Below are 14,076 nucleotides of genomic sequence, written 5' to 3' on the forward strand. Positions count from 1 at the left end.
CTCAGCCCCGACTTCCGGCGCGACCCCGACATTCGGGTCGACCCCGGCTCCCGGCTCAGCCCCGACTTCCGGCGCGACCCCGACATTCGGGTCGACCCCGGCTCCCGGCTCAGCCCCGACTTCCGGCGCGACCCCGACATTCGGGTCGACTCCGACTCCCGGCTCAGCCCCTAATTCCGGCGGGACCCCGACGTTCGGGTCGACTCCGACTTCCGGCTCGACCGGGACGTTCGGATCGGCTCCGACTTCCGGCTCGACCGGGACGTTCGGATCGGCTCCGACTTCTGGAGCGACCCCGACTTTCGGAGCGACTCCGACGTTCGGATCCGCCTCGACGTTCGGGTCGGCCCAGAACTCCGCGCCGGTCCAAGTCTCCGGGCCGGCGCAGGCGTCCGCGCCGGTGAAGCCGGCCATCGAGCTGGACGGCCTGCGGCCGACCGTGACGCCGCCGTCCGTGCCGGCCGAGACCTTCGACCCGGGCGCGCCGCGGCCGTCCGCGGCCGAGGCCGTCGCCGCCGTGCGCACCGCCGCCGAGGAGGCCGCCCGCCGCGCGTGGGACGAGGACCTGCGCCCGCCGGCGCCGCGCCGCTCGAACACCCTCGAGGACGCCGAGCCGGCCCGCCGCGGCCGCCGCGCCGCGCCGGACATCGACGACGACGAGGGCTTCGACGACCAGCCGATGCGCCCCGGCGACGTCGAGGCCGGGCACATCGCCTTCTGGGACGACGACGCCACCCGGCACTTCCGGGCCGCCTGGCACGAGGTGAAGGCCGAGTTCGTCGACGACCCGGTCCGGGCGCTGACCCGGGCGCACGACCTGCTCACCGACGCGGTCAACGAGCTGACCGAGGCGCTGCTGGCCGAGCGCGACGAGCTGGACCCGCTGCGCGGCAACGTCACCCCGGACACCGAGAGCATGCGGATGGCGATGCGGGGCTACCGCGAGTTCCTCGACCGCATCCTGGCGCTCTAGAGAATCTGCCACGCCCGGCATCACACCGATTTCCAGGATTTCAGGAAATTGGGGTCGGGGCTGCGCGCGTGGCCTTCGGGCTCGGGTGGTCGTCAGAGGGCTTTCGCGGCGGCCCCGCCGTCGACCGGGAGGACGGCGCCGTGGACGTTCGCGGCGTCGTCGCCGGCCAGGAAGAGCACGGCCCGGGCGACCTCGTCGGGGGTGTTGGCCCGCCGGGACGGGAAGCGGGCCACCATGGCGGTGATGTGCTCGCCCATGCCGGCCACCTTGTCGGTCATGGTCGGGCCAGGGGCGACGGCGTTGACGCGGACGCCCTGGGAGGCGTATTCGTCGGCGAACGACATGGTCAGTGAGTGCATCGCGGCCTTGGTGACGCTGTAGAGCGCGGAGTGCGCGGTGCCGCCGAGGCCGTTGATCGAGCCCATGTTGACGATGGCGCCGCCGCCGCGCGCCGCCATGGCCGGGGCGATCACGCCGGTGAGTAGGAACGCCGCCTTCACGTTGACCGCGAGGGCCCGGTCGATCAGTTCCTCGGGCACGTCGGCGGTCGGCGCCGGGGTGATCAGCAGGGCGGCGTTGTTGACCAGGATGTCGACCGGGCCGGCCGCGTCGGCCAGGGCGCGCACGGCCGGGCCGCCCTCGGCCAGATCGGCCCGCACGAAGGTGGCGCTGCCGCCGCGCTCGGCGATGCCGGCCACCACCTTCTCGCCGCGGGCAGAGTCCCGCCCACTCACCACGACGTGCGCGCCGGCGTCAGCGAGGGTGCGGGCGATGGCGGCGCCGATGCCATCGGTGGAGCCGGTGACCAGAGCGGTCCGGCCGTTCAGGGATGCGGTCATGGTGCTGTCTCCATTCGTCAATCTGCTTCCGCGAGGCGCGGATCACGCCGACGGCAAGACCCAGGCCTCGCCGTCGGCAAGACCCCAGACGCGCCACCGGCCGGGCCGAGGTCGCGCCGCCGACACGACCCTGGTCGCGCCGCCGACAAGACCTGGTCGCGCCGCCGACACGACCCTGGTCGCGCCGCCGACAAGACCTGGTCGCGCCGCCGACAAGACCTGGTCGCGCCTCGCGAGGACCAGACTGCGTCGCTAGGATTGGACTCGCAAGTCCAGAAGTGGAGGGCTGTCCATGACCGTGCTGACCCGCAAGGGGGAGCAGACGCGCACGCGCATCGTTGTCGGGGCGGCTGCGGAGATTCGGGAACGGGGGGCCGCCGCTACCCGGCTCGAGGACGTGATGGCCCGCACCCGCACCAGCAAGAGTCAGCTGTTCCACTACTTTCCGGGTGGCAAGGAGGAGTTGCTCCTGGCGGTGGCCCGGCACGAGGCCGATCAGGTGCTCGAGGACCAGCAGCCGATGCTCGGTGAGCTCACCTCCTGGCCGTCCTGGCAGGCGTGGCGGGACAGCGTGGTGCGGCGCTATCTGGCGCAGGGGCCGGAGTGCCCGCTCAACTCGCTGCTCGGGCAGATGAGCGGCCGCTCCCCCGGCGCCCAGGCGGTCACCCGGGAGTTGCTCCGGCGCTGGCAGGAGGCCGTCGTCACGGGGATCCGGGCGATGCAGTCGACCGGCGCGATCGCGTCCTCGGTCGACGCCGGGCGGGCGGCGGCCGCGCTGATCGCCGGCATCCAGGGTGGCGTGGTCGTCTTCCTGAGCACCGGTGAGATCGGCAACCTCGAGGCGGCGCTGGACGTGGCGATCGAGAACCTGCAGGCCAGCACGACACGGAACTGACCGCGCCGGCAGCGCACCGGCGGCCCAGCACGCCACGGAACTGACCCGCGGCCGACGCGAGCCGGCGACGCCGAACTGACTTCGGCAACCGCGAACCGGCGGCCCAGCACGACACCGAACTCACCCCGACGGCCGCGACCTGGCATGACTCGGCGGCGGCTGCGGTGTCGTCGCCGGGGCGGAGCTTGGCTGGGGAAGGCCGGGGACGCGGCGGGCCGGTGGGCCGCGGCGGCCGGGGCCGGGGTCCTGGCTTTTCGGTGGTCACGGGGCTGGGCCAGGCCGTATTTGCGATGGGGTCTTCTTCTGGTCGTGGAATTCATCTAGCGTTGAACTCAACGCGTGATGAAATTGGAGGACGTGATGATCGAAGTCCGTGATCTCGTGGTGGAGCGAGGACGGCGGCGGGTGTTGCACGGGATCAGCTGCGACGTGCCGGCGGGCAGTGTGACCGGGCTGCTCGGGCCGAGCGGAAGCGGGAAGACCACGCTGATCCGGGCGGTGGTCGGGGTGCAGATCGTGAGATCCGGGACGGTGACCGTGCTCGGTGAGCCGGCCGGGAGTGCCGCGCTGCGCCGCAGCGTGGGTTATGTGACGCAGGCGCCGAGCGTCTATGCGGATCTGACGGTGCGGGAAAATGCGCGGTATTTCGCCTCGCTCTACGGGCTCGGGGCGGCCGCGGCCGAGGAAGCCGTCGCCGGTGTCGGGCTGGGTGGCGCGGCGGGGCAGCTCGTCGGGAATCTTTCCGGTGGGCAGCGCAGCCGGGCGTCGCTCGCGTGCGCGATGATCGGCAAGCCGCGGCTGCTGGTGCTCGACGAGCCGACCGTGGGGCAGGATCCGGTGCTGCGGGCCGATCTGTGGGAGAGGTTCCACGCGCTGGCCGCCGGCGGCACCACGCTGCTGGTGTCCAGCCATGTGATGGACGAGGCCGGGCGCTGCGACCGGCTGCTGCTCATCCGGGACGGGCTGCTGATCGGTGACGGCACGCCGGCCGCGATCCGGGCATCCGCGGGCACCGACGATCTCGAGGAGGCCTTCCTGCGGCTCATCCGCGAGCAGGCGGAGGTGGCGGCATGATCGCGCTCAGCACCGCCGGGCGCATCCTGCGGCAACTGCGGCACGACCGGCGGACCGTGGCCCTGCTGCTGGTGGTGCCGTCGGTGCTGCTGGCGCTCCTCTATTTCATGTACTCCGACGCGCCGCGCACCTTCGACCGGGTCGCCCTGGTCATGCTGGGGATCTTCCCGTTCACCATCATGTTCCTGGTGACCAGCATCGCGATGCTGCGCGAGCGCACCAGCGGCACCCTCGAACGGCTGCTCACCACGCCGCTGCGCAAGACCGACCTGCTTTTCGGGTACGGGCTGGCCTTCTCCCTCGCGGCGGCCGTGCAGGGGGCGGTCGCGACCGGCGTCGCCTACTGGCTGCTCGGGCTGGACACCACGACGAACACCGGCCTGGTGCTGCTGATCGCGGTGGTCGACGCCGTGCTCGGGGTGGCGCTCGGCCTGCTGTGCAGCGCCTTCGCCCGCACCGAGTTCCAGGCCGTACAGTTCCTACCGGTGGTGGTCGTGCCGCAGATCCTGCTGTGCGGGCTGTTCGTGCCGCGCGGTCAGATGGCCGGCTGGCTCCAGGCGATCAGCGACGCGCTGCCGCTCACCTATGCGGTCGAGGCACTGACCCGCGCCGACGCCGACGCCACGATGTGGCGCGACCTGGTCATCGTGGCCGGCGCGGCGCTGGTGGCACTGATCCTGGCCGCCGCCACGCTGCGGCGGCGCACAGCTTAGGAGTCTTGATTGGTGAAGCGCAGCGGGCGTCGGCCGGGCAATCAGGACACCCGGTCGTCCATTCTGGAGGCCGCCCGCCAGGCATTCGCCGAGAAGGGTTACGACGGGGCGTCGATCCGCGCCATCGCGGGTGACGCCGGCGTCGATCCGGCCCTGGTGCACCACTATTTCGGCACCAAGGAGAAGCTGTTCCTCGCGGTGATGAACGCGCCGATCAACCCGGGTGAGCTGATCCCGCAGGCACTTTCCGGCCCGCGGGACGCCGCCGGTGAGCGACTGGTCCGGCTGGCGCTGAGCGTGTGGGACTCGCCGGCCGGGGCCGCGGCCCTCGCCGTCTTCCGCTCGGCGCTGAGCAACGAGTGGACGGCGCGGCTGCTGCGCGAGTTCGTGGTCACCCAGATCCTGCGCCGGGCCGTGAGCGAGCTGATCGACGACCCGGCCGAGGCGCCCCTGCGGTCGGGTCTCGTGGCCACCCAGATCGCCGGGCTGATGGTGACGCGGTACGTCCTGAAGATCGAGCCGCTGGCCGGCCTCGACCCCGAGGTGCTGGTCGCCGCGATCGGGCCGAACGTGCAGCGCTTCCTGGACGGGCCGCTGCCCAAAATTTAGTGACCGCAGCGGTGGCAGAGCACCGGGTGAAGCAGGTGCGCCAGGTCGTGCCGGTCGGTCACCGGGCGCGGGAAGCCGAGCCGGGCCAGCTTGTCGTCGAGGCGGACCATGAAGCCGTAACGGTCCAGCCGCACCACCCGCGGCTCGCTCTTCGGCTGGAACGCCGAACCGAGCTGGCGGCGCACGTAGGCGCTCATCTCGTCGAGGTGGTGGTCGGCCAGATCGGCGATCAGGTCGAACTCGATCTGCCGCAGCGGGTCGGGGGTGGCCTCGGCGAACTCGTCGGGGTCGACGTCGACCAGGTTCTCGTTGCGCTCGTAACGCACCTCGGCGATGTCCATCCGGTGCAGCACCTTGGTGTCGCCCACGTCGAGCAGGTCGCCGGTGGCGTCGACGTCGGCGTAGTCGAGGACGGCCTGGCGCAGCTCGTCCCCCTCGACGGTGGTGACCCAGCCGGAAACCCACACCCGGCCCAGTGCGGGCGAGCCGGCCATCGGCGGCACGTCGGTGATGTCGAGGACCATCGCGATGTCGTCGGCGCCCGGCTGCGGGCGGGTGGCCAGGGCGAACGCGCCGTCGGCGGGCGACAGCAGCAGCACCCGGCCGTGCGCGTCGGTCACGTGGCGCACCGGGAGTGGCCCGGGCCCGCAGGCGACGTGCGCGACGGCGGGCAGGTGCCCGGCAGCGAGGGTCCGTGCGACCTCGGCGTGGCTGGGCTGCATGCGTGGTACCTCCGAGCAACGGTTAGGCTTGCCTTAGTAAGGTGAGGCTAACCGTAACACCTGCCTCGAGCGCAAGAGACTCCCGGAGACTTCATGAACAACTCAAGGCCTAAAGCCAAGCTTTCCCGTGCCCTCGGCATACCGCTGACGCCGAAGTGCGTGAAGTACTTCGAGAAGCGGCCGTTCCCGCCGGGCGTGCACGGGCGCTCGCGGCGTAAGGCCTCCGACTACCAGGTTCGCCTGCTGGAGAAGCAGCGCCTGCGGCACCAGTACAACATCAGCGAGACCCAGATGCGCCGGGCGTACGACGACGCCCACCGCGCCGAGGGCAAGACCGGCGAGACCATGGTCACCCTGCTCGAGCGCCGGCTCGACGCGATCGTCGTCCGGTCCGGCATGGCCCGCACGATCTACCAGGCCCGCCAGCTCGTCGTGCACGGCCACTTCACGGTCGACGGCGAGAAGGTCGACCGGCCGGCCTACCGGCTCAAGCCGGGCCAGGTCGTGCAGGTGAAGGAGAAGAGCCGGCAGAAGCCGCCGTTCCAGATCGCCGCGGCCGGCGCGCACCTGGACGGACCGACGGCGCCGTATCTCTCGACCGCGCTCGAGGACCTGCGCGCCACGGTGCTGCGGCTGCCGGAGCGCAAGGAGATCCCGGTGATGTGCGACGAGCAGCTCGTGGTCGAGTTCTACGCTCGCTGATGGTTCTTGTGGGGGCCTCCGCGGAGGCCCACACAAGCGTCAGATCTGGGCGAGGCTGCCCTCGTACATCTTGTCGATCTCGGCGGAGAAGTTGGACTCCACGCTGCGCCGCTTGATCTTCATGGACGGGGTGATCTCGCCGGCCTCGATGCTCAGGTCACGCGGGAGGATGGCGAACTTCTTCACCGTCTCCCACTTGTTGAGCTTGCCGTTGAGCTCCGCGACATAACCATCGATCAGCTGCTGGGTCTCGGCGGCGGTGCAGATCTCGGCGTAGCTCTTGCCGTCGAGCGGGCCGCCCGCCGCCCACGAGACGATCGCGTCCTCGTCGAGCGAGATCAGCATCGTGACGAAGTTGCGGGCCTGGCCGACCACCACGGCCTGTGAGGTGTACGGGCACACGGCCTTGAACATGCCCTCGATCGCCGAGGGGGCGATGTATTTGCCGCCGGACGTCTTGACCAGGTCTTTCTTGCGGTCGGTGACGCGGAGGTAGCCGTCGGCGTCGAGCTCGCCGATGTCGCCGGTGCGCAGGAAGCCGTCGGAGGTGAACGTCTCCTCGGTCTCCTTCGGCAGGTTGTGGTAACCCCGCATCACCGGCGCGCCGCGGAGCAGGATCTCGCCGTCCGAGTCGATCTTGCACTCCAGATCGCCGAGCGCCTGGCCGACCGAGCCGATCTTGAGCTTGCCGGCCCGGTTCACGAAGTTGGCGGCGCTGCTCTCGGTCATGCCGTACCCCTCCATGATCGGAAGGTTGGCGGCCGCGAAGAACTCGGCGATGTCCCGGCTCAGCGGCGCCGAGCCGCTGACCAGCACCCGCAGCCGGCCGCCGAGCCGCTCCTGGAGCTTCGAGAAGACCAGGCGCTCGGCCACGCCGTATTTCAGTTTCAGGCCGGCCGGCACCGGCTTGCCGGCCTGGTCGAGCGCGACCTTCTGCTTCCCGACGCCGACCGCCCAGGTGAAGATCTTGGCCTTGGCGCCGCCGCCACCGAGCGCGGTGGTGACGGTCTTGTTGTAGACCTTCTCGAAGATGCGGGGCGCCGCGCACATCAGCGTCGGCTTGACCACCGAGAGCATGTCGACCAGCTTGTCGACGCGGCCGTCGACATAAGTCGGCACGCCCACGTGGATGATGCCGCACAGCAGCGTCTTGCCGAACGAGTGGGACAGCGGCAGCCAGAGGTATTGCAGGTCGGTGGCCTCGAACAGGCCCAGGTCCTCCTGCGCGACACCCTCCCAGGTCCACCCGTAGTGCAGCAGCTGCACGCCCTTGGGCTTGCCGGTGGTGCCGGAGGTGTAGATCAGGGTGGCCAGGTGGTCGGGGCCGACCTCGTCGAGGACCTGCTCGATCAGCTTCGGGTTGTCGCGCAGCGCGGCCTCGCCGCGCTCCTCCAGCTCGGCCAGGGTCAGCTGCGGCGGGGTGGCGCCGGCGTCGGCCTGCCCGGCGAGCAGCACCACGTGGGTGACGCTGGTGGTGGCGCCGGAGATCTTGAGGGCCTGCTTCGGATTTTCCGCGATCAGCACCCGGGAACCGGAGTCGGCGATGATGTAGCTCGCGTCCTCCGGCTCGGTGGTCGGGTAGACCGTGGTGGTCGCGGCGCCGGCGCAGTTGATGCCGAGGTCGGCCAGGATCCACTCGTAACTGGTGCCGGCCAGGATCGAGACCCGGTCCTCCAGGCCCACACCCAGCGCCCGCAGGCCGGCGGCGATGCGCGTGGCCCGCTCCCCCACCTCGGACCAGGTGTGCCAGACCATGCCGGTGTCGTCGGCGTTGGGCGTCGCGAACGCCTGACCGTTCGGGGTCGCCGCCACGCGCTTGAAGAACATGTCGGGGATCGAGCGGTAGGGAACGTCGAGAGCCATCGGGCGCCGCCTTACGAACCTGGACTGGGGGATTATTGCGTACTAGTTACCGGAGGGTATTGAAAGTGCGGCCGGAGAGCCAGTACCGACGAGTCTATCGACCGACTGGCCGGTAACGTCCGATTGCATGGGCGTTCTCGTGGTGGGTGGAACCGGGATCGATACCGTCGTCCCGGTGGCCGGGTTGCCGGTGCTCGGGGCGGACTCGGCCCGGCCCACCGGCCCCATCCACGACGACGTGTCGCACACCGGCACCTGCGTGGCGCTCGCGCTGCACACGCTGGGCGTGCCGGTCGCGGTGGCCGACACGATCGGCAATGACGACGCCGGGCGACGGGTGGCGGCGGCGTTCGCCGAGTGGGGAATTCCCCTGCACACGGCGGTGTCGCCGGCGGGAACCCGGCGCGCCGTCAACCTGATGGCCCCGGACGGCCGCCGGCTCTCCATCTATGACGGCCGGGACGTGCCCGGATTCCGGTTGCCGCCGTCGCTCTACGAGCCACTCCTCGGACAATTCGGGCACGTGCACCTGACGATCATGGATTTTGGGCGGCACCTCCTTCCCGAGCTGCGCGCGTTGAATTTGACGATTTCCACCGATCTGCATGACTGGGACGGCACCAATCCCCATCAGCTGGACTTCGCGCTCGGCGCCGATCTCGTCTTCGTGAGCGCCGTGCAACTCGCCGGCGGCGCCGCCGAGCGGATCCTGACCGAGGGCGTGGCGACGCGGGTGCTGGTCACCGACGGCGCGCGGGGCGCCACGCTGCACACCCGGGACGGCGCCGTGCATCAGCCGGCGGCGGACCCGGGCGCGCCGGTCACCGACACCAACGGCGCCGGCGACGCCTTCGCCGCCGCCTTCCTGGCGGCCTGGCTGGCCGGTGACGGCGACGAGGAATGCCTGCGCGACGCGGCGATCGCCGGGGCATTTGCCTGTACGCGACCGGTCGGCGCCGGCTGCTTCATCGATCGGTCCGAGCTGGCCAGACGGCGCTGACCTGGTCGATCGGCTTCATGTCGCGGATGCCCGCGGCCAGGCTCGCGATCAGCGCCGACCCGGCCACCGCCGCCGCGAAGACGCCGATCGCGACCTGACTGCCCCAGGCCGTCACGATCAGCCCGGCCAGCAGCGGCGCGGCGGCCGACGCCGACATCGCGGACATGAAGATCACGCTGAGCACCCGGCCCTGCAGGTGGTCCGGGGTGATCGCGGCCTGATAGCCGAAGAGCGCCGCGTTGCAGGCCGGCCCGATGAAGATGACCAGGGCGAGCGGCACCGCGGCGGCCACGCTGGTGGTCAGCCAGGCGCTGGGGATCAGCACGGCGGCCGACGCCCAGCAGATCGAGCGGATCAGCCGCGGGAACGGGAACCACCGCTGCAGGCCGGGCGCCGCCAGCGCGCCGGCCAGGCCGCCGGCCCCGACGATCGTCTCGGTCAGGCCGATCACGCCCGGCCGCACCTGGTGCTGCTGCAGCGTGACGATGATGGTGAAGACCGCGCCGTTGAGCGCGAAGTTCAACGGCGCGGCGATGGCCAGCACGGCCCGCAGGAACGGGTTGCCGAAGACGAAGCGCAGCCCCTCGGCCAGCGCGGCCGCGTGCCCGGGCGGGTCGGGGTCGCGGCGCGCCTGCATCGGCCGGCGGATCAGCGCGACGCCGGTCAGCGAGAACAGATAGGACACCGCGTTGCCGAGGAAGGGCAGGAACGGCGCGACACCGAAGAGCAGGCCACCCAGCGGCGGGCCGGCGAGCGACGCGCCGTAGGCCCGGGCCTCGTTGCGGGCCACCGCGGCCGGCAGTTGCACCGGCGGGACGATGCTGCGCAGCGAGGCGTACTCGACCGTGCTGAACAGGGCGTTGCCGACGGCGTCGAGCACCGCCACCACGATGATCACGGCGAGGCCGGCCCGGCCGGTGGCGATCGCGGCGGCGAGCGCGGCGAACGCGAGCAGCCGGACGAGATCGCAGAACAGCAGCGTGCGCCGACGGTCGATCCGGTCGGCGAGGACACCGGCGGGCAGCCGGGCGGCGAGCCGGGCGAGGAGTGCGGTGGTGCCGACCACGCCCGCCTTGACCGGCGAGCCGGTCAGCTCCAGCACGAGCAAAGGGACCGCGAGCTGCGCGATCGACGCGCCGAGGTCGGAGAGCGACTGGCTGGTCCAGAGGAGATTGAACTCCCGGTTACGCCACAGGCCGCTCACCGTTCGGCACCGATGGGTAGCAGCCCGGTCACCTAGCGCAACATATTTACCGGAACCGATTCTCGCAAGTCGGTCGGCGGCCGCCTACGGGCTCGTGGCCCGCCAATGCGGCGACCGCCGCTCCGCATGATCAACAGATTAGGTGGCGTCCGGCCGTACGCCGGCATATCGCCTTGCTCATACCAGAATGGGCGAGTGGATCTCGTTCTCGAACCCGGCGGCAACGGCGAGAAGACGGTGCTCGTCTACCGGGCGCTGCGGGCCGCCATCGTGGACGGCCGGCTCCCGGCGGGGCACCGGCTGCCGCCGACCCGGGCGCTGGCCGCCGACCTCGGCGTGTCCCGCGGCAGCGTGGCCACCGCCTACGAGCGCCTCGGCGCCGAGGGCTACCTGGTGTCCCGGGTGGGTTCCGGCACGTTCGTCGCGCCGACCCCGGCGGCCCCCGGCCCGCGCCGGGCGCCGGCCGACCCGCTGCGGCCCCGCGAGCCGTGGAAACCGCGCCCCACCAGCGGCGATCAGCGGCCACCGCGATACGACTTCCGCACCGGCATCCCGGACGCGACGTTGTTCCCGTTCGACACCTGGCGGCGCCTGGTGACCGCGGAAATGCGGCTCGGCGCGAACAACCCGGCCATGTACGCGTCGCCGGCCGGGCATCCGGCCCTGCGCGCGGCGATCGCCCGCTACCTGGGCGTGTCGCGGTCGCTGCGGGCCGGCCCCGACGACGTGGTGATCACCAACGGCACCCAGCACGCGCTCGACCTGATCGCCCGGGTGCTGCTGCGACCGGGTGACGCGGTGGCGGTCGAGGATCCGGGCTATCCGCCGGCCCGGATGCTGTTCGAGTCGCTCGGCTGCCGGGTCGCGTGCGTGCCGGTCGACGAGCAGGGCCTGGTGGTGACGGCGCTGCCGGCCGGCTGCCGGCTGGTCTACGCGACCCCGTCGCACCAGTTCCCGCTGGGCCGGGCGATGAGCCTGGCCCGCCGCCGCGAGCTGCTGGACTGGGCGCGCCGGCGGGCCGCCGCGATCGTCGAGGACGACTACGACAGCGAGTTCCGCTACCGGGCCCGGCCGCTCGAGCCGCTCCACAGCCTGGACACGGCCGGCCGGGTGATCTACGCGGGCACGTTCTCCAAGAGCATGCTGCCGTCGATGCGCACCGGTTTCGTGCTGGCCCCGCCGGGGCTGCGGGACGCCCTCGCCGCGGCCCGCCAGCTCGGCGACGGTTACGGCTCCCCGCCGATCCAGGCCGCGCTGGCCCGGTTCATCGACGACGGCCAGCTGGCCCGGCACGTGCGCCGGGCCGGCCGTGAGTACGGCCGCCGGCACGCCCGGATCGCCGCCGCGCTGGCCGCGATGCCCGGCCTCGCGGTGCTGCCGTCGGCGGCCGGCCTGCACGTGACCGCACTGCTGGACGCCGGAACTCAAGCGGCGCCGGTGGTCGCCGCGTGTGCCGCGGCCGGTGTGGCGGTGGAGGACCTGGCCGAATACTCCTACGCCACCTCGCAGGCCGGCTTCGTGTTCGGGTTCGGCGCGACCGACCCGTCGCTGATCGACGAGGGGCTCGCGATCTTCGCGGACCTCCTGGCCCGCCACGCCTGATAGCCGATCGCGCCGGCCGCCACCACCAGGCTCAGCAGCGCCGGCGGCCCGGTGAGCACGAGCAGCCCGATCACCGCCACGAACGCGACGGCCGCCCAGGCGCGGGACGCGCCGCGCGGCAGCAGTCGCAGCGCGGCCGCCGTGCCGAGCACGTAGACCAGCGTGAAGCAGCCGGTGACCAGCAGCATCGAGGTGTGCAGCGGGAACGGCAGCAGGACCGAGCCGAGGCTGGCGAACAGGACGAACGTCAACGAGCGGCGCTGGGTGCCGAAGACCCGGGCGGGCAGGGCGCCGTCCCGGGCCAGGGCCGTGCCGAGCCGGGACGCCCCGGCCAGGTACGCATTGACCGCCCCGATGGTGAGCAGCACCGCGACCACGGCGGTGATCGCCCGCACCGGCCCGCCGACACCGACGGCGAGCAGGTCGGCGAGCGGCGCCCGGCTGTCCCCCAGCGCCGGCCCGAGCACCAGCACGCTGGTCACCGCGACCGCGAGATAGAGGCCGCCGACCACGACCACCGCCACCGCGGTCGCCCGTGGCACGTCCCGGCGCGGGTTGCGGTAGTCGGGCGACAGCGACGACACCGCCTCCCAGCCGGCGAAACCCCACACCAGCACGGCCGCGGCCACCCCGATCCCGGCCCAGCCGTGCGGCGCGAACGGGGTCAGGTTGCCGATCCGGGCGTGCGGCAGCGCGGTCACCACGGTGATCAGCAGCAGCACGGCCAGGACGCCGGTCAGCACCAGCTGCACCCGGCCGGAGATCCGCAGCCCGAACCAGTTCATGACGTAGACCAGGCCGACCACGAACAGGAACGTGATCAGCACGGTGGTGTCGCCGCCGCCGACGACGTCGGCCACGTAACCGCCGGCGAACGCGGCCGCGGCGGGCGCGCCCAGTGGCACCGCGAAGTAGAAACACCAGCCGACGGCGGCGGCCGCGCTCGGCCCGAACGCCAGCCGGACGTAGGTCGAGACGCCGCCGCTGTCCGGGTGGCGGGCGCCGAGCACCGCGAACGTCCAGGCGAGCGGGGCCGACAGCAGGATCAGGGCGAGCCAGGCGACCAGCGAGGCCGGTCCGGCCGCCTCGGCGGCGAGGGCGGGCATGGAGATCACGCCGGTGCCGAGGACGGCGCCGACGCTGAGCGCGGTCCCCTGCGCCACGGAAAGCTTCATACCGCGAACGTACGGCGAAATTGGCTCGCTGTTCGGACCAATTCCGCCGCATCCGGTTGGGCCAATCAGAGACCCAGGCGGACCGTCCGCAACCGCTCGTCGGGGCCGTCCGTCTCCACCCGGGCCGCACCCTGCCGGCCGGACAGGAACAGGGCCAGCTCGCCGGCCGAGCCACGCACCGTGACCTGCGGATCCGGCCCGACCGTGAACTCGCCCAGGCCACCGGACTCGACCACCCGAGCCGGGATCTTCACCCGGCGCAGGGCCATCTTCCCGGCGAACTGGGCGCCGCGCCACAGCGCCGCGTCCTGCTCCCGGCTCAGGTCGCGCGGCTCCCAGCCGTCGGCGGCGCGCCGGACGTCCTCGTGGTGGATGAAGAACTCACCGGCGTTGGCCAGCTCGTCGACCAGCGGGTTGCTGACCGGGCTCCACCAGGGCGGATTGCGCACCTGGTCGACGACGAGCTCGAACGGCTCGGCCGCCTTGGCCAGCCGGATCTGTTCGCCCCGCTCGCGTAGCGGCGGCACCAGCATGCCGATGGCCGAATCAGGTCGCCGCTCCCGCACCACCAGGTGCGCGGCCAGGTCACGGGTGGTCCAGCCGGCACACAGGGTCGGTGCGTCCGGGCCGAGCCGGAGCAGGAGATCGGCGAGTTGATGACGCTCGCTCTTAGCAAAGGCAGTCACGAACGTGATGGTAGACACA

14 protein-coding genes are annotated in these 14,076 nt (G+C 72.0%); 8 read left to right on the plus strand and 6 right to left on the minus strand.

The features are described from left to right. The first annotated feature begins 400 nt into the window (after window positions 1-400). On the plus strand, window positions 401-973 hold the full coding sequence (locus AB0E90_RS04410) for a hypothetical protein (protein ID WP_360398939.1): 573 nt from the start codon (window positions 401-403) through the stop codon (window positions 971-973). A gap of 92 nt (window positions 974-1,065) precedes the next feature. Here the strand turns inward: AB0E90_RS04410 and AB0E90_RS04415 are convergent, their stop codons facing one another. Then, window positions 1,066-1,812: an SDR family oxidoreductase gene (locus AB0E90_RS04415; protein WP_360398942.1), complete on the minus strand. Its 747-nt coding sequence runs from the start codon at window positions 1,810-1,812 to the stop codon at window positions 1,066-1,068. Between the two features lie 292 nt (window positions 1,813-2,104). On the opposite strand from AB0E90_RS04415, the gene AB0E90_RS04420 reads away from it, so the two are divergent. The 4 genes from AB0E90_RS04420 (at window position 2,105) to AB0E90_RS04435 (ending at window position 5,103) form a co-directional block, all read left to right on the plus strand. Continuing rightward, window positions 2,105-2,707, plus strand: coding sequence for a TetR/AcrR family transcriptional regulator (locus tag AB0E90_RS04420; RefSeq protein ID WP_360398945.1), 603 nt, complete (start codon window positions 2,105-2,107; stop codon window positions 2,705-2,707). A gap of 342 nt (window positions 2,708-3,049) precedes the next feature. Then, window positions 3,050-3,781 carry an ABC transporter ATP-binding protein gene (locus AB0E90_RS04425; RefSeq protein WP_360399480.1) on the plus strand — a complete coding sequence of 244 codons (732 nt, stop codon included), beginning with the start codon at window positions 3,050-3,052 and terminating at the stop codon, window positions 3,779-3,781. Next, the gene (locus tag AB0E90_RS04430; protein WP_360398948.1) at window positions 3,778-4,494 is read left to right on the plus strand and encodes an ABC transporter permease; all 717 of its coding nucleotides are present in this window, start codon (window positions 3,778-3,780) and stop codon (window positions 4,492-4,494) included. The genes AB0E90_RS04425 and AB0E90_RS04430 overlap by 4 nt, the downstream gene beginning before the upstream one ends. 9 nt (window positions 4,495-4,503) lie before the next feature. Beyond that, window positions 4,504-5,103 (plus strand): TetR family transcriptional regulator, encoded by a 600-nt coding sequence (locus AB0E90_RS04435; RefSeq protein ID WP_360398951.1) that lies wholly within the window; start codon window positions 4,504-4,506, stop codon window positions 5,101-5,103. Here AB0E90_RS04435 and AB0E90_RS04440 read toward each other — a convergent pair. Further along, window positions 5,100-5,825, minus strand: a complete 726-nt coding sequence (locus AB0E90_RS04440) for a DUF2470 domain-containing protein (RefSeq protein ID WP_360398954.1) — start codon at window positions 5,823-5,825, stop codon at window positions 5,100-5,102. The two genes, AB0E90_RS04435 and AB0E90_RS04440, sit on opposite strands and share 4 nt — an antisense overlap. A gap of 93 nt (window positions 5,826-5,918) precedes the next feature. Between AB0E90_RS04440 and rpsD the strand changes: the two genes are divergently transcribed. After that, window positions 5,919-6,527 (plus strand): 30S ribosomal protein S4, encoded by a 609-nt coding sequence (rpsD, locus tag AB0E90_RS04445; RefSeq protein WP_360398957.1) that lies wholly within the window; start codon window positions 5,919-5,921, stop codon window positions 6,525-6,527. A gap of 39 nt (window positions 6,528-6,566) precedes the next feature. Here the strand turns inward: rpsD and AB0E90_RS04450 are convergent, their stop codons facing one another. After that, a complete protein-coding gene (locus tag AB0E90_RS04450) occupies window positions 6,567-8,390 on the minus strand; it encodes a long-chain fatty acid--CoA ligase (RefSeq protein ID WP_360398960.1) in 1,824 nt (607 codons plus the stop codon). A gap of 127 nt (window positions 8,391-8,517) precedes the next feature. Here AB0E90_RS04450 and AB0E90_RS04455 point away from each other — a divergent pair, with 127 nt between their 5' ends. Next, a complete protein-coding gene (locus AB0E90_RS04455; RefSeq protein WP_360398963.1) occupies window positions 8,518-9,390 on the plus strand; it encodes a carbohydrate kinase family protein in 873 nt (290 codons plus the stop codon). Here AB0E90_RS04455 and AB0E90_RS04460 read toward each other — a convergent pair. Then, entirely contained in the window at window positions 9,356-10,594 is a 1,239-nt protein-coding gene (locus AB0E90_RS04460) for an MFS transporter (RefSeq protein WP_360398966.1), read from the minus strand. The genes AB0E90_RS04455 and AB0E90_RS04460 overlap by 35 nt on opposite strands. Before the next feature lie 195 nt (window positions 10,595-10,789). On the opposite strand from AB0E90_RS04460, the gene AB0E90_RS04465 reads away from it, so the two are divergent. Continuing rightward, on the plus strand, window positions 10,790-12,196 hold the full coding sequence (locus AB0E90_RS04465; RefSeq protein WP_360398969.1) for a PLP-dependent aminotransferase family protein: 1,407 nt from the start codon (window positions 10,790-10,792) through the stop codon (window positions 12,194-12,196). Here AB0E90_RS04465 and AB0E90_RS04470 read toward each other — a convergent pair. Continuing rightward, a complete protein-coding gene (locus AB0E90_RS04470) occupies window positions 12,088-13,371 on the minus strand; it encodes an amino acid permease (protein WP_360398972.1) in 1,284 nt (427 codons plus the stop codon). The genes AB0E90_RS04465 and AB0E90_RS04470 overlap by 109 nt on opposite strands. Window positions 13,372-13,436: 65 nt before the next feature. Next, window positions 13,437-14,057, minus strand: coding sequence for a TIGR03085 family metal-binding protein (locus AB0E90_RS04475; RefSeq protein ID WP_360398975.1), 621 nt, complete (start codon window positions 14,055-14,057; stop codon window positions 13,437-13,439). Between the last annotated feature and the right edge of the window lie 19 nt (window positions 14,058-14,076).

The organism is Actinoplanes sp. NPDC026619, assembly GCF_040638295.1.
GTDB lineage: Bacteria > Actinomycetota > Actinomycetes > Mycobacteriales > Micromonosporaceae > Actinoplanes.